This window comes from Mediterranea sp. An20 (genome assembly GCF_002160055.1).
GTDB classification, from domain to species: domain Bacteria; phylum Bacteroidota; class Bacteroidia; order Bacteroidales; family Bacteroidaceae; genus Bacteroides; species Bacteroides avicola.
Genome location: NZ_NFJV01000003.1, coordinates 146,745 through 168,681, shown reverse-complemented (window position 1 = coordinate 168,681; position 21,937 = coordinate 146,745). Strand labels below are relative to the sequence as shown.

The 21,937-nt window shown below is 43.7% G+C and carries 29 protein-coding genes; 23 read left to right on the top strand and 6 right to left on the bottom strand.

What is annotated here, in order from left to right:
* Positions 1–4 precede the first annotated feature (4 nt).
* From B5F34_RS03395 to B5F34_RS03350, 9 genes are all read left to right on the top strand, one after another.
* Positions 5–736, top strand: a complete 732-nt coding sequence (locus B5F34_RS03395; protein ID WP_087335062.1) for a hypothetical protein — start codon at positions 5–7, stop codon at positions 734–736.
* A 15-nt stretch (positions 737–751) separates the two neighbouring features.
* Positions 752–2,938, top strand: coding sequence for a type IV secretory system conjugative DNA transfer family protein (locus B5F34_RS03390; protein ID WP_087335059.1), 2,187 nt, complete (start codon positions 752–754; stop codon positions 2,936–2,938).
* Positions 2,935–3,471: a glycoside hydrolase gene (locus B5F34_RS03385; RefSeq protein ID WP_087335058.1), complete on the top strand. Its 537-nt coding sequence runs from the start codon at positions 2,935–2,937 to the stop codon at positions 3,469–3,471. The genes B5F34_RS03390 and B5F34_RS03385 overlap by 4 nt, the downstream gene beginning before the upstream one ends.
* A 353-nt stretch (positions 3,472–3,824) precedes the next feature.
* Entirely contained in the window at positions 3,825–4,151 is a 327-nt protein-coding gene (locus tag B5F34_RS03375; RefSeq protein ID WP_087335056.1) for a helix-turn-helix transcriptional regulator, read from the top strand.
* Positions 4,135–5,424: a type II toxin-antitoxin system HipA family toxin gene (locus B5F34_RS03370; RefSeq protein WP_087335054.1), complete on the top strand. Its 1,290-nt coding sequence runs from the start codon at positions 4,135–4,137 to the stop codon at positions 5,422–5,424. The genes B5F34_RS03375 and B5F34_RS03370 overlap by 17 nt, the downstream gene beginning before the upstream one ends.
* Before the next feature lie 57 nt (positions 5,425–5,481).
* The gene (locus B5F34_RS03365) at positions 5,482–6,084 is read left to right on the top strand and encodes a hypothetical protein (protein ID WP_087335051.1); all 603 of its coding nucleotides are present in this window, start codon (positions 5,482–5,484) and stop codon (positions 6,082–6,084) included.
* A gap of 112 nt (positions 6,085–6,196) precedes the next feature.
* Complete coding sequence (locus B5F34_RS03360) at positions 6,197–6,733, top strand: hypothetical protein (RefSeq protein ID WP_204245572.1); 537 nt, start codon at positions 6,197–6,199, stop codon at positions 6,731–6,733.
* Between the two features lie 73 nt (positions 6,734–6,806).
* Complete coding sequence (locus tag B5F34_RS03355; protein WP_140392944.1) at positions 6,807–7,679, top strand: hypothetical protein; 873 nt, start codon at positions 6,807–6,809, stop codon at positions 7,677–7,679.
* 273 nt (positions 7,680–7,952) lie between these two features.
* Positions 7,953–8,408 (top strand): hypothetical protein, encoded by a 456-nt coding sequence (locus tag B5F34_RS03350; protein WP_087335046.1) that lies wholly within the window; start codon positions 7,953–7,955, stop codon positions 8,406–8,408.
* 84 nt (positions 8,409–8,492) lie between these two features.
* Here B5F34_RS03350 and B5F34_RS03345 read toward each other — a convergent pair whose 3' ends face one another.
* The 6 genes from B5F34_RS03345 to B5F34_RS03315 all read right to left on the bottom strand — a co-directional run bounded on the left by B5F34_RS03345 (position 8,493) and on the right by B5F34_RS03315 (position 12,354).
* Positions 8,493–8,921, bottom strand: a complete 429-nt coding sequence (locus tag B5F34_RS03345; protein WP_087335043.1) for a hypothetical protein — start codon at positions 8,919–8,921, stop codon at positions 8,493–8,495.
* A complete protein-coding gene (locus B5F34_RS03340) occupies positions 8,911–9,405 on the bottom strand; it encodes a hypothetical protein (protein ID WP_087335041.1) in 495 nt (164 codons plus the stop codon). The genes B5F34_RS03345 and B5F34_RS03340 overlap by 11 nt, the downstream gene beginning before the upstream one ends.
* Before the next feature lie 430 nt (positions 9,406–9,835).
* Positions 9,836–10,708 carry a hypothetical protein gene (locus tag B5F34_RS17830; RefSeq protein WP_239448778.1) on the bottom strand — a complete coding sequence of 291 codons (873 nt, stop codon included), beginning with the start codon at positions 10,706–10,708 and terminating at the stop codon, positions 9,836–9,838.
* A 22-nt stretch (positions 10,709–10,730) separates the two neighbouring features.
* Positions 10,731–11,291, bottom strand: coding sequence for a DUF4948 family protein (locus tag B5F34_RS03325; RefSeq protein ID WP_140392943.1), 561 nt, complete (start codon positions 11,289–11,291; stop codon positions 10,731–10,733).
* Positions 11,292–11,445: 154 nt separating this feature from the next.
* On the bottom strand, positions 11,446–11,883 hold the full coding sequence (locus tag B5F34_RS03320) for a hypothetical protein (protein WP_087335038.1): 438 nt from the start codon (positions 11,881–11,883) through the stop codon (positions 11,446–11,448).
* A gap of 15 nt (positions 11,884–11,898) precedes the next feature.
* On the bottom strand, positions 11,899–12,354 hold the full coding sequence (locus tag B5F34_RS03315) for an RHS repeat-associated core domain-containing protein (RefSeq protein ID WP_239448777.1): 456 nt from the start codon (positions 12,352–12,354) through the stop codon (positions 11,899–11,901).
* 664 nt (positions 12,355–13,018) lie between these two features.
* Here B5F34_RS03315 and B5F34_RS03310 point away from each other — a divergent pair.
* The 14 genes from B5F34_RS03310 (at position 13,019) to B5F34_RS03245 (ending at position 21,907) form a co-directional block, all read left to right on the top strand.
* Positions 13,019–13,825: a hypothetical protein gene (locus tag B5F34_RS03310; RefSeq protein ID WP_087335034.1), complete on the top strand. Its 807-nt coding sequence runs from the start codon at positions 13,019–13,021 to the stop codon at positions 13,823–13,825.
* Between the two features lie 9 nt (positions 13,826–13,834).
* Positions 13,835–14,953: a tyrosine-type recombinase/integrase gene (locus tag B5F34_RS03305; RefSeq protein WP_087335032.1), complete on the top strand. Its 1,119-nt coding sequence runs from the start codon at positions 13,835–13,837 to the stop codon at positions 14,951–14,953.
* A gap of 65 nt (positions 14,954–15,018) precedes the next feature.
* Entirely contained in the window at positions 15,019–15,492 is a 474-nt protein-coding gene (locus B5F34_RS03300; protein WP_087335030.1) for a DUF4304 domain-containing protein, read from the top strand.
* A gap of 79 nt (positions 15,493–15,571) precedes the next feature.
* Positions 15,572–16,054, top strand: a complete 483-nt coding sequence (locus B5F34_RS03295) for a hypothetical protein (RefSeq protein WP_087335028.1) — start codon at positions 15,572–15,574, stop codon at positions 16,052–16,054.
* 95 nt (positions 16,055–16,149) lie between these two features.
* The gene (locus tag B5F34_RS03290) at positions 16,150–16,653 is read left to right on the top strand and encodes a DUF2004 domain-containing protein (protein ID WP_072545524.1); all 504 of its coding nucleotides are present in this window, start codon (positions 16,150–16,152) and stop codon (positions 16,651–16,653) included.
* Between the two features lie 90 nt (positions 16,654–16,743).
* Complete coding sequence (locus B5F34_RS03285; protein WP_087335026.1) at positions 16,744–17,514, top strand: DUF4261 domain-containing protein; 771 nt, start codon at positions 16,744–16,746, stop codon at positions 17,512–17,514.
* A gap of 69 nt (positions 17,515–17,583) precedes the next feature.
* A complete protein-coding gene (locus tag B5F34_RS03280; RefSeq protein WP_087335025.1) occupies positions 17,584–18,051 on the top strand; it encodes a hypothetical protein in 468 nt (155 codons plus the stop codon).
* A gap of 75 nt (positions 18,052–18,126) precedes the next feature.
* A complete protein-coding gene (locus B5F34_RS03275; protein ID WP_087335023.1) occupies positions 18,127–18,828 on the top strand; it encodes an Imm43 family immunity protein in 702 nt (233 codons plus the stop codon).
* 73 nt (positions 18,829–18,901) lie between these two features.
* Positions 18,902–19,306: an SMI1/KNR4 family protein gene (locus tag B5F34_RS03270; RefSeq protein ID WP_087335021.1), complete on the top strand. Its 405-nt coding sequence runs from the start codon at positions 18,902–18,904 to the stop codon at positions 19,304–19,306.
* 83 nt (positions 19,307–19,389) lie between these two features.
* Positions 19,390–19,725: a hypothetical protein gene (locus B5F34_RS03265; RefSeq protein ID WP_087335019.1), complete on the top strand. Its 336-nt coding sequence runs from the start codon at positions 19,390–19,392 to the stop codon at positions 19,723–19,725.
* 64 nt (positions 19,726–19,789) lie between these two features.
* Positions 19,790–20,095: a barstar family protein gene (locus B5F34_RS03260; protein ID WP_087335016.1), complete on the top strand. Its 306-nt coding sequence runs from the start codon at positions 19,790–19,792 to the stop codon at positions 20,093–20,095.
* A 79-nt stretch (positions 20,096–20,174) separates the two neighbouring features.
* Positions 20,175–20,819, top strand: coding sequence for a hypothetical protein (locus tag B5F34_RS03255; RefSeq protein WP_087335014.1), 645 nt, complete (start codon positions 20,175–20,177; stop codon positions 20,817–20,819).
* 60 nt (positions 20,820–20,879) lie between these two features.
* The gene (locus B5F34_RS03250; protein WP_087335012.1) at positions 20,880–21,188 is read left to right on the top strand and encodes a hypothetical protein; all 309 of its coding nucleotides are present in this window, start codon (positions 20,880–20,882) and stop codon (positions 21,186–21,188) included.
* A 344-nt stretch (positions 21,189–21,532) separates the two neighbouring features.
* Positions 21,533–21,907: a hypothetical protein gene (locus B5F34_RS03245; RefSeq protein ID WP_087335010.1), complete on the top strand. Its 375-nt coding sequence runs from the start codon at positions 21,533–21,535 to the stop codon at positions 21,905–21,907.
* Positions 21,908–21,937: the final 30 nt, after the last annotated feature.

Below are 21,937 nucleotides of genomic sequence, written 5' to 3'. Positions count from 1 at the left end.
CATTATGGAAACATTGGATATTACCATGCTTATCGGACTGGTGCTGATGGTATCGGCGCTGGTCATCCTGTACAGATGCGTGCGTCGCAAATCACGCCGCCAGCGAATGAACGGGCTTGCGGACACGCTCCTTTCAACCAACGACAGCCTTGAGCTTCAGGTCAGCAAACTCGAAAACCTGTTAGGCACGTTGTCCGACGACAACGAAAGATGCTCCGCCCTGCAATACCGTGCGGGGCAACTGCAGGATACCGTCGATTCGCTGGAATACAGACGGGACGAGCTTGAGCGGGAGAACCTGTCCCTGGAGAGGACCCACGACGAACTGATGCGGAGCAACGCCGCCCTCGTGGAGAAAGCTGACGGCCTGCGGGACGCCATCGAAAAAAACGGACAGGCCGTCGTCGGGCTGGAGCAGCGCATCGACACCCTGAGAAGAATCAGGGAAGGGCTGGAAGCCGCCGTGGAGAACCTGCCGGCGGAAGAGGTGCCTTACCTCTCGCAGCCGCTGTTCAGCCTGGGCATCCAGCCGTCGGCGCAGAACCACCTTACCGCATACGGGTTAAGGTATGTGGGCGACCTGGTGCCTCATGACGAAGAGTACCTCATGGAGATCTGGGGTGTCGGCCCAGCGACCGTGGAGCGGATCAAGAGCAAACTGGGCGAGAACGGCGCAAGTCTCGGCATGGACGTCATCCGGATAGACAATCGCTGGTATCGCAGAAAAACGGACTAAAAGACAGACAGGCTTATGGAAGAAAGCAAGGAGTTACAGGGATTTTACAGGATATTCCGCGCGGTGGTCTATGTATCGGTGCTGCTGGAGTTTTTCGAGTACGCCTTTGACCCCGCCTTTTTCGGGGACTGGGGCGGCATCCTCGCCGACATTCACGGACGCATCAAGCGTTGGTCGATATACAGCGACGGGAACCTTGTGTACAGCAAGCTGGCGACCATCCTGCTGATCTGCATCACCTGCCTGGGCACGAGGAACAAGAAACATCTGGAGTTCAACGCCAGGCGGCAGGTCATCCTGCCCCTGACGGCGGGCCTTGCGCTGCTTGTCCTCTCCGTATGGCTGTTCAACCGTCCGATGGGAATGCAGCTGTACACGCTGCCCGTGCACATCATCCTCTACATGGCCGCCTCCCTCGCCGGCGTGATACTCGTGCATGTCGCCCTGGACAACATCTCGAAATTCCTGAAGGAAGGTCTGCTGAAAGACCGCTTCAACCTTGAGAACGAGAGTTTCGAGCAATGTACGGAACTGGTGGAAAATAAATATAGCGTGAACATCCCCATGCGCTACTATTACAAGGGCAAGTTCCGCAAGGGCTGGGTGAACATCAGCAACCCTTTCAGGGGAACGTGGGTGGTCGGCACTCCGGGAAGCGGAAAGACCTTCTCCATCATCGAGCCGTTCATCCGCCAGCACTCCGCAAAGGGCTTCGCGCTGGTCGTTTACGACTACAAATTCCCCACACTGGCCACCAAGCTGTATTACCATTACAGGAAGAACCAGAAGCTGGGAAAGCTGCCGCAGGGGTGCAAGTTCAACATCATCAATTTTGTCAATGTGGAGTACAGCCGGAGGGTGAACCCCATCCAGTCGAAGTACATCAACAACCTCGCTGCGGCCAGCGAGACGGCGGAGACCCTGCTGGAATCGCTGCAAAAGGGCAAGAAAGAGGGAGGCGGCGGCAGCGACCAGTTCTTCCAGACCTCGGCGGTGAACTTCCTCGCCGCCTGCATCTACTTCTTCGTGAACTACGAGAAAGAGCCCTACGACAAGGACGGCAACCGGCTGTACGCCGAAAAGCGTCAGGACCCGGAAACGAAGTTCTGGAAGCCGACGGGCGTGGTGCGTGACCGCAAGGGCGGGGACATCGTGGAGCCCGCCTACTGGCTGGGCAAATACTCGGACATGCCCCATATCCTGTCGTTCCTGAACGAGAGCTACCAGACCATCTTCGAGGTATTAGAGACCGACAACGAGGTGGCTCCGCTGCTCGGCCCGTTCCAGACCGCGTTCAAGAACAAGGCGATGGAGCAGCTGGAAGGCATGATAGGCACGCTGCGTGTCTATACCTCGCGTCTGGCGACCAAGGAATCTTACTGGATATTCCACAAGGACGGAGACGACTTCGACCTGAAGGTCAGCGACCCGAAGAATCCGAGCTACCTGCTCATCGCCAACGACCCGGAGATGGAAAGCATCATCGGCGCCCTGAACGCCCTTATCCTGAACCGCCTTGTGACCCGTGTGAACACCGGTCAGGGCAAGAACATCCCCGTGAGCATCATCGTGGACGAGCTGCCGACCCTGTACTTCCACAAGATAGACCGCCTGATAGGAACGGCGCGAAGCAACAAGGTGAGCGTGGCGTTGGGCTTCCAGGAGCTGCCGCAGCTGGAAGCCGACTACGGCAAGGTCGGCATGGAGAAAATCATCACCACCGTAGGCAACGTGGTGAGCGGCTCCGCCCGCTCGAAAGAGACCCTGGAATGGCTGAGCAACGACATCTTCGGCAAGGTGGTGCAGATAAAGAAAGGCGTGACCATCGACAGGGACAAGACCAGCATCAACCTGAACGAGAACATGGACAGCCTGGTGCCCGCCTCGAAAATCTCCGACATGGCGACCGGCTGGATCTGCGGCCAGACGGCGAGGGACTTCACCAAGACCCGGACCGGCGCGGGCGGCTCGATGAACATCCAGGAAGCGGAAGAGTTCAAGACCACGAAATTCTTCTGCAAGACCGACTTCGACATGAGGGAGATAAAGAATGAGGAAGCCGGGTATGTGCCGCTGCCGAAGTTCTACACCTTCCCGTCGAGGGAGGAACGGGAGCGCATCCTGTACAAGAACTTCGTGCAGGTAGGCCAGGACGTAAAGGAGATGATAAAGGACGTATTGAACAAACGGGGGGCGAAATGAGACATGCAAGAATGACAACGGCCGTCCTGCTGCTCCTGTGCGCAGCGGCGGCCCTGTACGGGCAGGGAAAGCACGGAGGAGGAACACCGTCCGCCGGCCTGTCCCTGTACCGGCTTCCTCCGCTGGAGAGGGCCATCCTATGCACGAAATACCATGAAGGCTGGCATGGAGAGAAAAAGCACTGGCCCTATGTGGGCTGGGGGCACCGTGTGCTCCCCGGCGAGCGGTTTACCAACGGCATCACCCGGGCGCAGGGCGACTCCATCCTGCGTGCGGACCTGATGAAGCTGTGCCGCCTGTTCCGCCGGTTCGGGCGTGATTCGACGCTGCTTTCGTGCCTTGCCTACCAGGTGGGCCCGTACCGGCTTTTAGGCAGCAAGTCCATACCCAAAAGCAGGCTCATACAAAAGCTGGAGGCCGGCGACCGGGACATCTATGAGGAATACATTTCCTTCCGGTGCTACAAAGGCAGGGTAATTCCGAGCATTGAGAAAAGAAGGAAGGTGGAATACATGCTGCTCTTTGAGGAATAAGCGCGTCGCTGAAACCTTTCTCCGGCAAGGGCACCGGGAGTCATATCCGCCAAAGTGCCTTTATTTCTTTTTCAAGTCAAAATACAGCAGGCGGGTTTTCAGATGCCCGTCTTGCGGAATATCATAGTATTGCTTTTCTATCTCCTCTGTCTTGTACAGGAGGACAAAGCCATTTTTCTCATAACAGCGAAGCACCTTGTCCCCGTTGCAGGCGTCCACCACGATGAAGCGGCATTGTGAAAGAGATGATAAAGGGCGTGCAGAACGAGCGCGGGACGAAATAAAAACAGATACAGTGGTATTATATTGCCATTTATTTGTATATTTGCAGGTGAATAGCAATATATGACTATATGGACAATCTTTCATACACCACCAACCAGGACATCATCGCCCTCCTTTGCCAGCGGCTGAAGGAGTACCGTCTTGCCGCCCGTATCAGCCAAAGGGAGATGGCGGAGAAGTCCGGGGTAAGCCTGACCACCATCAGCCATCTCGAACAGGGGATGAGCCGGAACATCACGCTCAACAACTTCATCTCGCTCCTGCGCGTGCTGGGGCTGGAACAGCGTTTGTCCGACCTGTTGCCCGAACTGCCCGTGCCTCCGATGGCACTGAAACAGATGAACAAGTACATACCCAAACGAGTAAGGAGGAGCAGCCATGATACGGAATCTTGACGTTTTCCTTTGGGGCCGGAAAGTGGGTTCGCTGGTGGCCTACAAGGAGAGGTACACGGAAAAACACTGTTTCTATTTTGACCGTGACTTTCTCGGCAGCGGATATGACATCGCCCCCCTGCGGGCCTCCATCCACAGCGTTTCCGTGAGGAACGGTCTGCCCGTGTACGGTGAGGACGGCAAACTCTTCGGCGGGCTTCCGTCGTTCATCGCGGATTCACTGCCGGACCACTGGGGTAACAAGGTGTTCAACGAATGGGCGAAGACGCGCGGTATCAGCGCAAGGAACCTGTCCGTCCTCGACCGTCTGGCCTATATCGGCAGAAGGGGCATGGGTGCGCTGGAGTTCCTTCCTCCGGCAGCCGAGGATATGGAGGAGCCCTTCAAAGTGGAGATAGCCGACCTTTACAGGCTGGCGCAGTCCGCATTGGACGAGGCAAGGAACTTCAGGGCCGAGATACAGCCCGACTTCCTGATAGAGAGCCTGTTCAAAGTGGGCACATCCGCCGGAGGACGCAGGCCCAAGGCCATCATCAACCTGAACCCGGAGACAGGCGAATGCTATTCCGGCCAGGTCGCCGCGCCCGCACCCGGATATGTCCCCATGATTATCAAGTTCGACGAACATTCGGATATTCCCACCACACGCATCGAGTACAGCTATTACCTCATGGCGAAAGATGCCGGACTGAACATGATGCCGTCGCGCCTCATGGAAGGAGGGCAGGCCGCCCATTTCCTGACGGAGCGGTTCGACCGCAGGGAAGGGAAAAAGGTGCATGTGCAGACCCTGGCCGCCATGAACCCTGACGCGGACAGTTACGAAAGCCTGTTCGACACGGCGTGTCGGATCGGCATCCTGCCGGCTGAGCTCAAGCAGCTGTTTCTCCTGACTGTGATGAACGTAATAGGAGGAAACGTGGACGACCATAACAAGAACTTCAGTTTCCTGATGGAAGACGACGGCGTGTGGCATACCGCCCCGGCCTACGATTTCACCTTCTCTGTGGATCCGTCCGCTCCGGGCTATGTAAACCGGCACAGCATGACCGTATGCAACAGGAACTGCGACATCGGGCGCGGCGACCTGCTCGAACTGGCCAAACGCTACAACATCAAGGGGGCCGATGCCCTCATAGAAAAAGCCGTCGGCGTTGTCTCCCGCTATGAAGACTATGCACGGCAGGCAGGGATAGACGGATACTGGCTGCAGAAAATAAAAGAGGAAACAGCCTACCGGATAGAAAACATGCGTGAAACGACACGGAACTGAGACACGGACAAATAGCGATGTCATGCGCATCATGTCAAACATTAACGGTTAAATAAAATGGAAAAGGAATTTGTAATAGGAGCCTGGATTTATGGATTAGCCATTATTTCCAACGCAAACTTTATAAGAATAAAGAAACTGCATAAAATAAGGGCCAAAAAGATGCTGACTTACTTTGCAAAGCATAACGAAACGGGAATGGATTTTATACGTCAAGGGGCCATAATTCCTATTGGGAATATCAATAATTACAACTATACCATATTTTGTGGAAACAAGGGCGACAACAGATATTCGGATAACTGGAATGCAGTCAAGCGACTCGGAAGTTTCAATCTGTCCATAGACGAGGATAATTGTTTCTGGGTTATGCAGATAAATGAATTGGAGGATTGGAGCGACGACAAACTTATCGACCATGACTTTCTTACTAAGGAAGTTTACGTCAGTAACAAATTGACAGAAGTCTATAGGGCTGTAAAAGTACCTTTTAGTAAAGGCATGTATTCCATAACCATATATGGCTTAAAAAGGAAAAATCCGAGTCCGGGCAATATTGGAGAAAAAAACAATTATGGTTTTTATTTTGAATTAGAGCCTACGGATACTTTAAGCTCGATGGAAGACCCGACAGAAACAGATTTTAAGTGTTATGATTGAATATAAATGAAGCATAACTGGCGGCTGAACATTCCTATGGAGGTCGGTTGGCCGTTGAACATTATCAATAAATTAGTCTACAACATATAGTCAGGTTTTAATGAATTGCAATATGGGAGCCTTTTTAAGTATAACTTATGAATCAAGATATGCAGGTGATTTTGAGAATAATGTAAAACAAAATAAAGTCTTGGATTATATAATTGACAATCTTAATGATATGATATGGCAAGAGGAAATATATGCTAAATTACGCAAGGTAGAAAAGCAACCTGATGCATTATTCATAATTTTAAGATTGTTTTCTTATAATGATATTGAGAAAGGCAACTTAAAGTCATACACAAGATATAAAAGATCAGAAGAAAAACTTGTTATTGACCAAATGTTTACCATAGAAGAATACATAGATTTTCCAGAAGATGAAATGAGACAAAAATTATGTGACGATATATTTGATTATATCAGCATGGTGTTGGAAAAATACAAAGATCGTTTCCATGATTTTGATGCAATGGCTTTTATTCCATTGCTCAAAGAACGAATATCGCAGATTAAAAATAAGGTATTTGAAGATAATTTTTACGAAACAGATTCTTTTGTGATGCTGAAGCAAGCCGAGGAAATAAAGAAACAAGCTATACGGTAAAAGTACATTGACAACAAGCGGCTGATCATTCCAATGGAGGTCGGTTGGCTGCCATACATTAGCTGTAATTAATATGACAGAAATTTATAACATAAATGATCTTGATGAACTATCCATTTTTTTAAGAGGGATGGATAAGGAGCAAGCACGAATTTGGCTTTTGAACCAATTTGATAATCTCTATCATTATAGGAATATAAAAGAATGGAATGAGCTTGTTAGGATTTGTGAAGCTCTAAGGATTATCGGATGGGGAGACAGAGAGCCGTTGGAAGCTAAAGTTGAACGCTGGATAAACGGTAGTTTCTATACTTCGTTAATGAACAAGTATTTTGAAGTAAAATCAGAACAAGGTTGGAGAAAACTGAAAGATTCATATGTTCTGGAAAATGGTGATGATATGACTTACTATAGTGGTTATAAATTTCAATCACAGCGTAACCTATTGCCTAAATCTCCATTCAGGTGGATTAAATCAGCTAATTATCAGAAGTCAGTACAACCTTTATATGATAGTCTTGATTCCTTAAAAGAAATGATGATACATGAACTTCAACCTGAGAAATATGGAGAAAAGTTTTCTTACATAGGCATCTATATGTCATTCAGTAACCATGATGATGAATATGTAACCGTAAGGTCTGAATACTTCCATTCAGAAGATGATGTTCCCAAAGGATTTGAAGGTAAATACTATATCCGCCCCCAATATAAATTTGGACGCATAGTAAATAAGAACGGAACATATCACATAAAGGTTGAACGGTATTTCAGCCGTAAATTTGGAGAATTGCCATTGTGTGAACAAAAGAAAATTGTCTCCACTGATTTTTTATATTATATGCAATATGTTTCTGATAAACTTCGAAAAAAGAAAATTGAATATAATTCTAATTTATTGAAAAGTGATTTAGAAAGAATTTTAACTAAATGGATGAATAGCTGACAGGAAAGAAAAGGTTTTTGATGCCTTGTTTTTCATCAAATTCGAATTGCCTAATCCAATAATCAAGACATACGGGAATACGCTGACAGTGTTCCCAATAATGAAGACGAGGAAGATTTGAAAGAATCGTCATTAGCTCTTTTGGACTGGTATAACAAAAAGGATATTCAGAAGAAATGGCATTACATCTATGTAGGCACAGTATTAGCAACTAATATATGGCTTAACCTCCCCTGAAAGGGCGGTTAGGCAACAAACATAATCAGTACAGAGATGAATGAATTTATAAATAAAATAGAGGATATATTAACGCAGCTTTCTGAGCTTGAAGGAAAGTACGACTTTTCTTTGGCGGATAAATATCAGGGAGATGTTTTTCCTGCCCAAATGACGTTGGCTGTGAAGATGGAAAACCTGGTGCATCAAATAACACATGAGATGTGTTCAACAATCGCTTTCCTAAAAGAAGATATTATAGAGTTGCACCGATATATTGAGTTTAGGAAGAAATATGCAATACTATCTGAATGTGAACTGCTGTTCCTGATTGATGATATTGGTGGAAATATGAATATCAAAAAACGTATTAATGATAAAGCTATTGCGTCGAATTGGCTGGATATGAGGAAAACAATATTGAAAGACTGGAAAAGCGATTTTGGCAATGTGTCATTTGAAAAAATAAATTCTAAACTTAATGTATCCTCAATCGTCTCCAATGGGGATTGACTGCCAAACATACCTCGCCTGTAAAAGAAGCGGATAAAAGTATGGTTAAGCGGCATTCTCATGTCTGTTCGGGTCAGCGGATCGTCAGAGTGGGATTAAGACAAGTACCAGCTTATTCACATTGCAATACAGCGACAGTGCAAAGAATGCAACAGCCGACATGATATACAGCAGCGAGAGTATGCCCCAGAGCATCTTACGGGGTTCTGCTTCGACTTCTTTCCTTATGCGCTCGAACGCACCGCCTTTGCACAGGGTACGGTTGTGGACTCTCTCAATGATTACAGCTCCGCCAAGAAAGAGAACCGTATGCAGAATTTCGTGTCCGGGAAGCAAATGATAGCCGGTAAAGGAATCGGCAAAAGTTATCACTCCCCAATAAAACAGGCAGTCAAGCAATGCCACGAACAACATGGCCGCATAATCGTCCGCACCATCCTTTCCGATTACCCTGCGGCGTTTTTTGAAGAACTGTATATAGGTATATTTCCAGACATTCATATCATCCGGCATTGAAGGTTATTGTAAAGAGTCCATCCACATCTGCCGGGATGTCGGCCATACAAAAAGACAGCAAATCCCCTATATCAACCAAGACCGGCAGCATCTTTTTGCCCCACAAATACACCGACAGGAGGAAGAATGCGAAAGCCGACAGGATATACAGCAGCGAGAGTATGCCCCAGAGCATCTTCCGGGGTTCCGCTTCTACCTCCTTCCATATACGATTGAAAGCACCGCCCTTGCACATGGAACGGTTACGGATGCCCCCGATAATGAACGCCCCGCCGAGAAAAAGAATTACTTCCAGTAGTTTGTGTTCGGGAAGCAAATGATAGCCGGTAAAGGCATCGGCAAGAACTACGATTCCCAAATAAAACAGACAGTCAAGCAACACTACAAACAGCATGGCTGCAAAATCGTCCGCACCGCATTCCCCGATTACCCTGCGGCGAATCTTGAAGAACTGTATATAGGTATATTTCCAGACGTTCATATCAATTCACCAACAATACCGACTTTAAAAATGCCGTCCAGGTCAGAATGAAATAGCAAAATGCCCATAAACTTCCCCAACTTCGTCGTCTCCTGGATTTTGCCGCATACTCCTGAATCATATTTGAGAACTTTTCCTTGGCGAAATATCTCTTATATACAAAAGCAATGAATGGAGCCATTATGATGATTATACAAATCCAGGAAGTCAGCTCGTATCTTGTCGTTACCGGTATATATGCGAGCACATCAATGGACGTGTAATAATTGAGAAAATTCAGCAAAGTAAGTACATTCGCAAACAGGCATACTGAAACAACCATCACTGAATCCATCTTCCCGTTATTATCTTTTCTTTTTTGAGCGCGTCTCAGTTTGTAGAAAAAACGATATGTCCAATATACTATTTCTTTCAACATAAGCTCTAAGTTTTAGTGTCTTTCTGTTTGTTCCTTATACTTCGGAGAATCGACGGTTAAAGACTCCAATATCTTCCTTACCTTTTGCACTGCCTCTTTTCCGTCATGGAACAGGCTGCACCACACGATGACCAGTTTCCTTTCCTCTGTGAACACAAGGCATTGTTCCGGAGATTCCGGCGCCCATTTCAAGGCGTAGTATTCTTTCTTCCCAATGGCATTCAAGCAGCGATTGAAATCCGGGTTATCGGACGACAGGATGTCCACCGTTATCGGGGTATTTCCTCCCTGCAGGGAATCCGTTCCGGGCACTTCGAGGTAATGGCGGACATCGCAGTATCCGGCTCGGTCGGCCATGCGCTCCGCTTCTCCGCATCCGTTCAGGGAGGATGCCAGCTCTGCCAGGACAGGCCGTATCATGTTTTCGTGGACGTCTGCGCATTGCTCTTTGTCCGCACCGTCTGTCACCATGATGGAATCACCCGTATAAGCGTACCGTATGCTCCACAGCAGCCGGTAATCCGGCAGCCTGTTTCCGTTCCGGTCGATATAATACCATCCGTCGCTTTCCCAATAATGGTACTCTCCGCCGGAACCGGGCACCTCTTTCCGTTGGCCGGAGTCCGTCACCTTTGCCCTGCCTCCCTCAAAGGGATAGCCGAAAGCAAAACGGGGGCGGATGACCGCCTTTCCCTCTTTGTCGGCATAGCCGATGCGTCCTTTCCTGTCCACGATACGGTACAGCCCCTCACTGGGATAATCGTCGCCGTTGTCGTATTGGAAGGCCGTGTAATGCCGTGCGCAGCCGCACAGAATCATGGCGACACACAGGAATATTATGTTTCCCTTTGTTTTCAGCCCGTATTTCCGTTGTCCCTTCTCCATATACGTCAGTATAAGTTATCGGTCAGTTGTCATGCTCCAACCGGATGTACCAGTCTCCCTTAATCTGTTTGTACAGCGTGGTGTCGTTGTATGTCCTGCGGTATATCCCGTTCAAATCCCCGTGTTCCGTAACTTGATACGCGGGGTTGTTTTTCAGCCCCGGATCATACACGAAGTCCTTGCTTGTTCCGCCTATCGAGTAACCGTGCGAGAAGTACGGTATGGTGAAACTTGTGTATGTCGTGTCGTATCCGTTCCAGCCGGATTCTTTCATTGCTTCCTTCCCGAAGTAGAACACCCGCTCACAAGAGATTGCCTCCAGCAGTGAGTCCAGTGTATGCCGGTCTTCCATAGAGATGCCTCTTAGACAGGCGGTGTCCTGCATGTCGTATGGCGGATAGTAATCCCCATAGGGACAGCGGGCGATGACCTCCCGGATTCCGTCGAACGCCGTTTCGTGTGCGAGGAAGTGCCGTGTCATCTCTGCATCGGACGGCGGCATGGGAGGATTACCGCACCCTGCCATAAGTAGTACCGCCGACAACATAAAAACCGATATGTTTTTTCGTATTCTACTTTTCATCTGCATACAAAATTATAAAAACGCTTCTCATTCCTGCCGTAAAAGCCGAAAAAACTGTAATTTTACCGTCGGTGTACTATTAATGAGCATCCACTTCCACAACTATCGTGATATGACTGTCCGCTAACAACATGGCAAGCTATGTTGAGACTAATTAATTTTCAACCCTTAACTTTTCAGGAGCTTTTATTGGTATAATTAGCTTAAATCCTTTTGTTGAAGAAGCAATAACCTCCTCACAAACATAATCAATTCTACTAAAAGGATTACTGTTATTTAGATAAATGCCCCATAGTAATTTATGTTTTGCGATGTCTACAACATAAATTATTCCATCCGAGCCGTAGCTACCTTCTCCACATGCTATACAATATCCATTACAGTTTTTTGTACATATAATATCAAAATTAGAGATGTCATCTATCTCATTAAATGAAAAAAAGCTATTGATACTGCTTTCGCACAAAATACGTAGCTCAAACTTTTCTCCCACATAGTAAGAATCAATTACTAATATTTTCCCATCATCGTAAAATATTGCATTAATCAATGGGATTTGATATGTCGAAATAAAATCATTCAATGTCTTCATTGTAGTTAAATATTTTTATTTGCAAGCTAATGTAGGCTTACTCTTAAATCCTGTAGGAGAAACTACACCGCCAGCTTCTATGTTCCTTTTATCATTAAAGCGTTCTATAAACTTTTCTTTCCAAGTTTTTCCTTTTTCGGACTTAGGGAAAGGATCTGATGGATTGACTTTTATTATATCTAATCCGAATACATCCAGCCAAGTATTTACGTCTGGAACGTATCCATGCAGTGTAGGATTATTCCCTTCCTGTCCAATAGGGTCAGAAGAAATGTACATACCCATCTGCGATGAGTAGTACCTGAATTGGGTGTAGCACAGTTCTTTTTCAATATCTTCATACTGTCTCTGATGGCGGAACAGTACAAACGTGCGGTCTCCGTGGCATTTCTTCGCCTCTCCGTACCCCGCCGCGAGCAGCAGCGCCGACAGCACAAAAACCGATATGTATTTTTGTATTCTACGTTTCATCTGCATACAAAATTATAAAAACGCTTTTCATTCCTGCCGTTAAAGCCGGAAAAACTGTACAAATACAGCCGTTTTTTACCATCACTTTGCGGATATGCCGTGTCTGTCCGGCTCTGCATGGCCTGTGGTGGGTGAAACCTTTTGCAGCGGCCACCGGCCGTCGTGCCGTCGTCCGGACATGCGCTACTGTCACGCTGAAAAAAAGGACATTCCGTCCGTAGGGAAGGACTGTCTCTCAAAAAATATTTGAAACCACAAAATAAAATCGGGGTTTTTATCGTTATTAAGAAATTAAATCCATACTTTTGTATGGGATTGACTATAATAAAATGGACTATGATGGCACCAAATGGAATTGCAGGCAGTTATTTCTTATAGACGATACGGCCTGCGCTGCCATTCCTAAACGGAATGACGGAAAGGGTTTCATGCGTCCCTACATCCTGTCCCAGTCCGGTTATCCCCGACCACCGATTACCCATCATCAAAGAAACAACATTCCTCCTTGTCCGTGTGAGCAAAGCGGAAAGAAAGCCATGTCCGGCGGTATTCATTCAACGGGTTTCCCGTGTCCGAATGCCGCCGGATTTTGTTTGTACCCTGACAGAAAGGGAAGCGTGACGGAAGTAGCCGGGTATTGTCCAACGAAAAAAACAGGAAGGATATGAAAACAAAAATCATACTGGCAGGCATCCTTTTCCTGCTGAGCGGCAGCAGCTTCGCACAGCGGATTGTAGAGTACGGCGACTTGCGTACCCTTACGGATGCGGAACATGGAACGGTCGTCCATTACCTGAAAGACGGCAAGCGTCCGCTATCGGGCGAATACCGCATCCTGCGGGGACAGGACGAGGAAAGCGTACACTTCTCCAAGGGGGTCAAGCAGGGCGAGTACAGGCGTTACCGTGACGGCGTGCTGCGGGAAAAGGGCGCGTATGCCGACGGCAAGCGGCACGGCCTGTTTGTCACCTACTACCAGGACGGGAAGACCCCGCAGCGCGAGGCTCCCATGTGGCACGGGAAAATAGAGGGTACGGTACGGACTTGGTTCGCCGACGGCAAGCCCGACATGATACAGGAATACAGGGAAGGCAAGAAAAACGGCAAGGAACAGCGCTTCGCCCCCAAAACCGGCCGACTGATTTATGAAGCCGGCTATACCGATGATAAAAAAGAGGGAAAGCAATGGGAGCTTAACGAGGACACCTCCAGAGGATGGCTCAGCGAAACCGTCAGCCACTATAAGAACGGCGAGCTTGACGGTCCCTATGAATACACGGCCCACAAGCACGGCAAGCTGTATCTCCATGAGTCGGGCGCATATAAGGCGGGCTACAAGCACGGCGTGTGGAAAAAGACCGACGATGACGGCATCGTCACACAAGGTGAATACACGGACGGACGCGAGACGGGACATTGGGTGCGCTACGATAGCACGAACGGTGAAATCCTGAACGAGTGGGACAAATAGAACGGAAACATGGAAATATATCAAGCTAAACCGAGAATCAGACTCTTGCCAGCCGTCAGATACGGCAGGGAGTTCATCGAAGTCACCTTCGACCACGACGGCCTGCGCCTGCCTTTGTCGAAAGAGGAGGGCGTGCAGCTTGTCGGCGGCAAGGCTTATCTGCCCAAAGAGAGCTTCGTGCTTGCGGAGTTCTTCGACCGCTATGTGAAGATGGCGTTCATCGACTATTCCGCTATAAAGGATTGCACGGACCGGAAAGAAAAGGAGGACAATCGGCCGCCTCTGCCGGCCGGCTATCAGGAGAAGCTCCAGCAGGTGCGATACAGCAAGCATACGGTGAGGGTATATACCAGTTACTTCCGGGATTTCCAGGAACATTTCAGGGACCGGGATGTAAAGACTATCACGTCCGATGAGATAAACGGCTACCTGCTGCATCTTATCCACGAGAAGGACATATCCTCCTGCCAGCAGAACCAGCGCATCAACGCCATCAAGTTCTACTACGAGAAAGTGCTCGGTCAGGAGCGTCGGTGCTACAAGGTGAACCGTGCCAAGCGAGAGAAGACCCTGCCCGATGTGCTGAGCAAAGAAGAAATCAAGCGGATACTGGACGTGGCGGCGAAAGACCTGCGCTTCTTCTGCATCTTCTCCATCCTCTACTCCGCCGGGCTGCGCATCAGCGAACTGCTGGAACTGAAGCCGGGAGACATCAACGAGTCCCGGAATCTGATACGGGTACGGCAGGGAAAGGGCAAGAAAGACCGCTACACGCTGCTGTCGAGGCCGCTGATGAAGAAGCTGGTGGAATACAACCGGCTGTACAAGCCGAAGGTGTGGCTTTTTGAACACAGGCCGGGCGAACCCTTTACGGAAAGCATCGTGTCGAAACGGCTGAAGGCTGCCGCACGGGAGGCGGGCATCACGAAACGGATTTATCCGCACCTGCTGCGCCACACCTTTGCCACGCATCTGCTGGAACAGGGGACGGACATCAAAATCGTAAAGGAACTGATGGGTCATAAGAACATCAAGACGACGGAAGTGTATGTCCACATCGCCGACACCTATAAGAGCAGAATCAAAAGCCCGTTGGACGACCTGTTGATGGAGGAAGACGAGGTTTGATACTTAAAGAAAATAACAGCGGATTTCGCTGATAGTATAATGTTAGCAGTTTAGAATTAAATATTATGGATAAAGAGCAATTCAAATCAATAGTTCATCCAATAATGAAAGCGAATAGCTTTCGTAGGAAAGGAAATTCGTGGTATAAGACTACTGCCGAATGTATAGTCGTATTCAATCTCCAACACTCTTTGTATGGAAAGATGTTTTATATAAACTTGGCGGCTTTATTACGTAAGGGAGATGATTTATTATTTCCTAAAGAATATCAATGTGATATTAGAATGCGCTTCCCAATAATGGAAATTGAAGGATATTCCACACAAATGATATTAGATTTAGAATCGACTATTGATGAACAGTTGCGTTCACGGTTAATTGAAAATATCATAAATATTTCAATACCCATTTTGCAAAAATTAGAATCAATAGATGGAATAATTGAGCTATATGGAGAAAAACCGGAACTTAATAATACTTATCCCTTTAGTTCAATTCTGTATAGAAAAGAAATGAATAATAAGTTAAAGACTATTTAGAAAATAAACTGCTAACAACAGCAAACCGACTAAAAGCGGAACGCTGCCAAACATTAGCCACTCAAAAAAAAGAATAAGTATGTATTCAGCAGAATGGAATCAAGTCGTAAAGGATTATGAGGCATATAAAGAAAGCCTTTCAGTATTTAGAAAACATAATAACAAGACAAAAGACCTTTCAAAAGCTTTGCATAGTGGTAACATTAATTGCTATTATGCTTTAGAAGTTCTGAGGTATATGCCGAATGAAACATGTATTTTACTTTTAGAAGATTTGTTTTACGTCTTAATAAATAGTAATGATAGCTACTCATTTTATGCTAAATCTATAATTCTTAGGCTTATTGATGAAAAACTGGTGGAAACAATTGCAGATTTAGCCAATAAATATTCACAAAATACGACAGATAGTGAAGATATAAAGAATATTGCCCAGCTATTATTTGAGTGCAAAAATAAAAACAGATTATATAAAGAAACTTATGTTATTTTTTCAAAAAAACATCTTCCTTTTTTGATGACAGAAGATTTCTTTGATGATGAAGAATATAAGTATTTATAAATACATAACTTAGTGGCTAACAAGTGGCTTAACCTCCCCTGAAAAGGTCGGTTAGCCGCCAAACATTAGTCGCAATTAATTAAAAACAAAAGAATATGAGCAAGAAGAATATTACTTATTTCGGTGAAGTAGATAATGAAGTAGATAATAAGGAAGAGGACTATTTTGAAGGTCATGTAATGATTTGTAACAAGGATGTCGAATTGTATTTGGACTTCTGTGCTTATGAAGGCAATCCCAATGATTGGTCGGCAGAGCTGGAAGGCTATCTTTCCAACCTTTTTAAATACAAGACAGAAATAGATAAATCCATATTAAAGGATTATGAAGATGGTGGCACAACGAATGAATATGTCCGTTGGCATCTTGATGAATGGGAAGCTATTGATGACTTGTTACCAAATGCCGATTCGACAAAAACAAAGGAAGAACAGTTTCTATCCTTGCTGATTCAGAGAGTAGAAACTATTACTTTTTATCCCGGTGATAATCACTATGCTGTTTGGGATTACATGATTGATAGTGAAAATTCAGATGAAATAGTCGTAGTACATACTGACAATAAAGGAAAAATATTAGATATTACTTGGGAAAGTTAAATATGCGACTAACAAGCACCTGTGCCACCTAACGGCGGCAAGCTGCAACCCATTATGCGCCCAAGATATAATATTAAAAATAATAAGAACATGAAAGAAGAAAATTATCCAATTGGAGCTTTTGTAGCCTTTGTGCTATTATCACAAGATGAATGGGATGTTAAAAAACTCATCAACGACTGTAAGGCAGATTGGGACATAGAAATTCCATATGACGACAATGAAGAAGCATTGGTAGCTGTTATGGGTGATATTACACTTGCGGTAGCCATTATGCATGGACCTGTTCCTAATCAGGAGGCAGAACATTATGCAAGAGCAAATTACCTGTGGAAAGATGCAGTGAAAGTGACTAAAGGCCACAAGGCACATCTTATGGTTTCTGTATTAGGAAAAGATGCCAATCTATTGGAACGAGGGAAACTATTTACAAAAGTCGTTTCTTCATGCCTTAAACAAGAAAGAGCTATTGCTGTCTATACCGATGGAGCCGTGTTCCATCCCCAGTTTTATTGTGATATTGCATCTGTCATGCAGCAAGATGATGAAGCGTTGCCTATATTGGATTGGGTGTGGTTTGGCATATATCGCACCGAAGAATGTGCAGGTATATATACCTACGGAATGAGAAAATTTGGTAAAGAAGAAATGGAGGTCTATGCTGCCAATGCCGACCTGAATGATGTCCGCGATTTTCTGCTTGATATAGTTACATATGTTTTAGACTGCGATGTAACTTTGAATGATGGCGAAACCATCGGGTTTTCAGAAGAACAAAAGCTCAGGATTACCCTTAGTGATGCGGTTGCATTGGATGGCAAGAGCTTGAAAATTGAATATCCACAAGATGAAGGCGCATAACAAACGGCTAAATCGCCCTTGAAATGGCGATTATCCGTCAAACATTAGCTACCTATAAATAAAATAAATATGAAAGAGTTAGATAAGAGAATTTGTTCAGCATGTGGACAAGAATATAAATTGACTGATAAACAAAAAAATGAAGTTATAGCTGCTGCAAAGCGACACACGCCTAATTTCATTTTGAACTGCCCGTTATGCCATAGTCTTGATTTTGTTCATCCAGCAGAAATGTTAGGCATCGAAGAGCCACATCAAGAAATAGAACAAACGGACAGTCGCCTTTTTTGTTGCCCCGTAGAAGGCTGTATAGGTTTCGTAGAAGAAGATGAAGATGTGAAAGGACTTTATGGGTGTAGTGAATGTGGAACAGAATGGAAAAGTATAAATGCCATTTATAGGGATATAGAGAAGATAATATCGAAATATCCTTACAGAGAAGAGGTATATAAAAAGTCTGGTAATGCTTTTAAGTCTGTTCCATTTGATAAAATCCCTAAAGGTTATTATTCAAAAGTACAGAAAGAAGATGAATAGGTAGCTAACATACACCTTAATCGCCCATAAAGGTTGATTAGCTGCCAAACATTATTCACTCTAAAAGCAAAAAATATGGATAAGCAGGAACTATATATATGGTTTTATACACCAGCAAGAATTGAAGAGTTTAAGTTGCTTCCTTTATATGAGGATTATTGGCTTTCAGATAAGTACTGTCCTAAAAAACAAGTACCTATTTTAGGGGATTGGGTAATGTATTATCCTCCTAAAGATGGATTTCCATCATATGATGAACGATTTAAAATGCCTGAAATCTTGTATTTGCATATCAAATCAAAAGTGCAGCCATCGTTTGATTGGTTTCCACAAAATTATAACTTAAAAATAGTGTCTGAAAGTTTTTTAAACTTTATGATTAGCAATCAACTTTATGACCGATTTGAAGCAACTGAATTAAGAGTATTCGGGACAGATGGGAAAGAATTTATTGAAAAAAAATATTTTGTAATAAGGATTTGTGAGTTTGATGATAATAAATTCGATTTTCATATAGAAAATAAAAAAAGAGCAATAGGATGTAATAAGTACAACAATTTTCTTTATCCTGATATGCAATTAAAGAATTATAATGGCAAACAAAATATATTTTTTCTTGACGAATTTTGTTATCAAAATAGTATAATATTAACAGCAGATGGGAAAGACTATGTGATGCAAAATTTCAATCTTCCTGAATTATATAAATTAGAGGATTACAGATTTGTTTGGAACAATCGATACAATATAGAACAACTACCGGATATGGTAAAATGAGTGAATAACAAGCGGCTTAACCTCCCCTAAAAGGGTCGGTTAGCCACCGAGCATTAGCAACCGAGAAATAAAAATGAAAAAGGAACTTATAGAACGATTGAGAGAATTTCTAACGGCACATGATATGATTGGGACACCAGCATCTGATGACCAGATATTATGCGCGGAACAAGAATTAGGTGTAAAATTTAGTTCTGACTATATAGACTTTATCAAGAGTTTCGGAACAGCCTACGCAGGAATGATGATTAATGCTTTAGACGGCAATGAAAATGTGGTCGATGAAACTAAATCATTAAGAGAAGTTCATCCTGAAGTTACAGACACTTATGTGATTTCAGATGATGGTTCCGGCAATCCCATAATGATAAATTCTAAAGGGGAGATTGAAATATACTATCATGATAGTGACGCCGAAAGAGAAATCATCGCTTTATCGTTAGAACAATATATAGAAGATAATTTTCATGAATGGTAAAAGCGGTTGCTAACAAGCAGATGAAACTTTTAAGGTAAGGTGGTTTATCCGCCGAACATTACCTGCTAATAATTAAAATAAGGATGAAAGATATTATTGAATTGTTACAAAAAGAACGAATAAAAACTGTTGATGCTTTGAAACATGGCAATCAACAGGAACTTCCCTATCTTCAGCAAATAGATAAGGCTTTAGGTTGGTTGAAACTGATTGAAGAAAAAGGGCTGGAAAACGTAGGATACTATAACATACACAGTCTGCCGAATTTACCACCAGAAAGTGCTGGAATTTATAATTATTATCACTTGATGATGGATTATGAAGACCCAAGCGTTGAAAATTGGAGGGAATATAAACCGGACGGTCAGCCGTTACTATTAACGTTTGACGATATTGTAATAACTCGGAAAAGCAGGTAACACGCACCTCAATCGTCACAAATGGCGATTAGTAGCTAAACATTATTGACAAAAAGAAATTCAAATGAAGAAAATAATAGAAATAGAAGGACTTGAGGTTCAAACTATAGCCGACTGTTACAGGATATTCAGAGACATACTCAAATTTCCTGATTACTTTTCAAACAATCTAAATTCATTTGAGGAATGTATCAGTGATTTGTCTTGGTTTACCGAGATGCCTGATTTTGAATTAGTGATTTATCATTCTAATTGCTTTATGCAAAAAGAACCTTTGGAAAGAAAGGAGGTTTTGGATATTTTGCAAAAGGTAGATTTGAATTATTATGACAGGAATGCTAAACAAAAGTTTGTCGTGATATTAAAATAACAATTTATCAATGTCGATAACATGCACCTCAATCGCCTCTAATGGCGATTAGCTGCCAAACATTAGTTTGATTTTTAATATGAAAGCAGAAGAATTACGAATAGCAATAAGAAATGTATTAGAACAAGGGTTTATTTCAACTTTATCCAAATATGGATACAGATGGAACAAATCTAAGATGTGTTTTCATCGTAAAGTAGGAGATTTCAAGCAAACGATTCTTATCAATTCCTCCGTTAATCCTCGATTCACTAATGGCATAGGCTATATAAGTATTCATTTATTCTATAATTCGCCAAAAATTGAAAAGATGGCTTCTGTTCTGATAGATGCCAAAACAGATTTTGAGAAGGTTGGAATTGTTCTCAATATTAATTCAGGTTTTATTTCTGGAAAAGGGGCTGTATCGTTTGACTTGTTATCATTAGATGATCTTTTAAATGTATTTAATCTTGACAATATGCCATTCAAGGAAATATTAAGTTTCCTTAATGAAAGAACAACAATCCAGGATATACTTATGGATTTTGAGAATAATAAAGATTATATTTGGTGGAATTCTAAAGATCATTCTATCCTTATGATAATTACGATGTATTATATCACTGGTAATGAGAAAAAAGCTAAAGAACTTGCTATATCTTATTATCAAAATGATAAATGTGGAAGATGGTATAAGAATGTATTACGATATTTCGAAGAATCAAATAAATTTTCAAACTAACAAACAGCAAACCGACTGAAGCTGAACGCTGTCAAACATTAGTAGTGCAATAGTGAGAAGATGGAATTATTAAATGAAAAGATAAGAAATGACGGATTTTATTCAGTTGGATTTAATCCTGTAGTTAAACAATACATAATGATAGTCACTATCTGTCATTGGTTTTGGTTTGAACGATATTATCTTATCAGTAAAGAAGAATATGAATGGTTTGATAGTGCGATTCAAAAACTGGATGATTTAGCCAATGAATGCTATAGACAAGGAATTGAACATCCTCGATTCTATTGCTCTGAATTAAAATGCGAGAACACACTAAAACAAGAGATGAATCTAAGAAGCGCGACTAACAAACAGCAAACCGACTGAGTAAGCGGAACGCTGCCAAACATTATAATTAGAAAAAATGAAGAAAAAAAGAAATATAGTAATTGTAGATTACCAGCACGAAGGTTTTCCTGCTGGTAAAGATGTGTTTTATTTATGTTTAAATTGTAGGTCGATTATACAATCAGTTCCTGACACATATTCTACTTGTAAATGTGGAAATGTCTTCGTGGATGTAGATTCGAGTAGAGGTGGGGCAAATGATGTTTCTAACCTATTAATATTAAAGATAGAATGAATGTTGGTAACATGCACCTCATTCGCCAGAAATGGTGATTAGCTGCCAAACATTATCTGCTATATAGTCTAAAAAAGAATGTATTAGAATGAAAATCGTACTGACAATATTGATGAGTATGTTTCTTTTTTCTGTCCCTTTTATATCTTCGCATATTGAGACAAATAACAATCTGCATTTAAGTATCGTTTGTGGCTCAAACAAGAATGGTTATATTGATATTGACAGAGGCAATCAAAAGGTAAAATATTATTTCCCTTATAGATTTGGCAAGGGCGGTAAGGGAATGACCGACTTAAGTAATGTTGTGTTTAGTTACAGGAAAGAAACTTTAATGATGGTTTATAAAACAACCTCAGAAACTATTTTCAAGATTAAATGTAATAGAGGTGAATTTGAGGTAATTAATTCATTTTTGAGAACTATAAATAAGCAGATAATAGACAGCAAACCGACTGAATAAGCGGAACGCTGCCGAACATAACCCTTTAAA

What these genes read in the sequence shown, in the direction of transcription:
- B5F34_RS03395 (WP_087335062.1), top strand. Translation starts at nt 5, where the DNA reads ATGGAAACATTGGATATTACCATGCTTATCGGACTGGTGCTGATGGTA.
- B5F34_RS03390 (WP_087335059.1), top strand. Translation starts at nt 752, where the DNA reads ATGGAAGAAAGCAAGGAGTTACAGGGATTTTACAGGATATTCCGCGCG.
- B5F34_RS03385 (WP_087335058.1), top strand. Translation starts at nt 2,935, where the DNA reads ATGAGACATGCAAGAATGACAACGGCCGTCCTGCTGCTCCTGTGCGCA.
- B5F34_RS03375 (WP_087335056.1), top strand. Translation starts at nt 3,825, where the DNA reads ATGGACAATCTTTCATACACCACCAACCAGGACATCATCGCCCTCCTT.
- B5F34_RS03370 (WP_087335054.1), top strand. Translation starts at nt 4,135, where the DNA reads ATGATACGGAATCTTGACGTTTTCCTTTGGGGCCGGAAAGTGGGTTCG.
- B5F34_RS03365 (WP_087335051.1), top strand. Translation starts at nt 5,482, where the DNA reads ATGGAAAAGGAATTTGTAATAGGAGCCTGGATTTATGGATTAGCCATT.
- B5F34_RS03360 (WP_204245572.1), top strand. Translation starts at nt 6,197, where the DNA reads ATGGGAGCCTTTTTAAGTATAACTTATGAATCAAGATATGCAGGTGAT.
- B5F34_RS03355 (WP_140392944.1), top strand. Translation starts at nt 6,807, where the DNA reads ATGACAGAAATTTATAACATAAATGATCTTGATGAACTATCCATTTTT.
- B5F34_RS03350 (WP_087335046.1), top strand. Translation starts at nt 7,953, where the DNA reads ATGAATGAATTTATAAATAAAATAGAGGATATATTAACGCAGCTTTCT.
- B5F34_RS03345 (WP_087335043.1), bottom strand. Translation starts at nt 8,921, where the DNA reads ATGCCGGATGATATGAATGTCTGGAAATATACCTATATACAGTTCTTC.
- B5F34_RS03340 (WP_087335041.1), bottom strand. Translation starts at nt 9,405, where the DNA reads ATGAACGTCTGGAAATATACCTATATACAGTTCTTCAAGATTCGCCGC.
- B5F34_RS17830 (WP_239448778.1), bottom strand. Translation starts at nt 10,708, where the DNA reads ATGGAGAAGGGACAACGGAAATACGGGCTGAAAACAAAGGGAAACATA.
- B5F34_RS03325 (WP_140392943.1), bottom strand. Translation starts at nt 11,291, where the DNA reads ATGAAAAGTAGAATACGAAAAAACATATCGGTTTTTATGTTGTCGGCG.
- B5F34_RS03320 (WP_087335038.1), bottom strand. Translation starts at nt 11,883, where the DNA reads ATGAAGACATTGAATGATTTTATTTCGACATATCAAATCCCATTGATT.
- B5F34_RS03315 (WP_239448777.1), bottom strand. Translation starts at nt 12,354, where the DNA reads ATGAAACGTAGAATACAAAAATACATATCGGTTTTTGTGCTGTCGGCG.
- B5F34_RS03310 (WP_087335034.1), top strand. Translation starts at nt 13,019, where the DNA reads ATGAAAACAAAAATCATACTGGCAGGCATCCTTTTCCTGCTGAGCGGC.
- B5F34_RS03305 (WP_087335032.1), top strand. Translation starts at nt 13,835, where the DNA reads ATGGAAATATATCAAGCTAAACCGAGAATCAGACTCTTGCCAGCCGTC.
- B5F34_RS03300 (WP_087335030.1), top strand. Translation starts at nt 15,019, where the DNA reads ATGGATAAAGAGCAATTCAAATCAATAGTTCATCCAATAATGAAAGCG.
- B5F34_RS03295 (WP_087335028.1), top strand. Translation starts at nt 15,572, where the DNA reads ATGTATTCAGCAGAATGGAATCAAGTCGTAAAGGATTATGAGGCATAT.
- B5F34_RS03290 (WP_072545524.1), top strand. Translation starts at nt 16,150, where the DNA reads ATGAGCAAGAAGAATATTACTTATTTCGGTGAAGTAGATAATGAAGTA.
- B5F34_RS03285 (WP_087335026.1), top strand. Translation starts at nt 16,744, where the DNA reads ATGAAAGAAGAAAATTATCCAATTGGAGCTTTTGTAGCCTTTGTGCTA.
- B5F34_RS03280 (WP_087335025.1), top strand. Translation starts at nt 17,584, where the DNA reads ATGAAAGAGTTAGATAAGAGAATTTGTTCAGCATGTGGACAAGAATAT.
- B5F34_RS03275 (WP_087335023.1), top strand. Translation starts at nt 18,127, where the DNA reads ATGGATAAGCAGGAACTATATATATGGTTTTATACACCAGCAAGAATT.
- B5F34_RS03270 (WP_087335021.1), top strand. Translation starts at nt 18,902, where the DNA reads ATGAAAAAGGAACTTATAGAACGATTGAGAGAATTTCTAACGGCACAT.
- B5F34_RS03265 (WP_087335019.1), top strand. Translation starts at nt 19,390, where the DNA reads ATGAAAGATATTATTGAATTGTTACAAAAAGAACGAATAAAAACTGTT.
- B5F34_RS03260 (WP_087335016.1), top strand. Translation starts at nt 19,790, where the DNA reads ATGAAGAAAATAATAGAAATAGAAGGACTTGAGGTTCAAACTATAGCC.
- B5F34_RS03255 (WP_087335014.1), top strand. Translation starts at nt 20,175, where the DNA reads ATGAAAGCAGAAGAATTACGAATAGCAATAAGAAATGTATTAGAACAA.
- B5F34_RS03250 (WP_087335012.1), top strand. Translation starts at nt 20,880, where the DNA reads ATGGAATTATTAAATGAAAAGATAAGAAATGACGGATTTTATTCAGTT.
- B5F34_RS03245 (WP_087335010.1), top strand. Translation starts at nt 21,533, where the DNA reads ATGAAAATCGTACTGACAATATTGATGAGTATGTTTCTTTTTTCTGTC.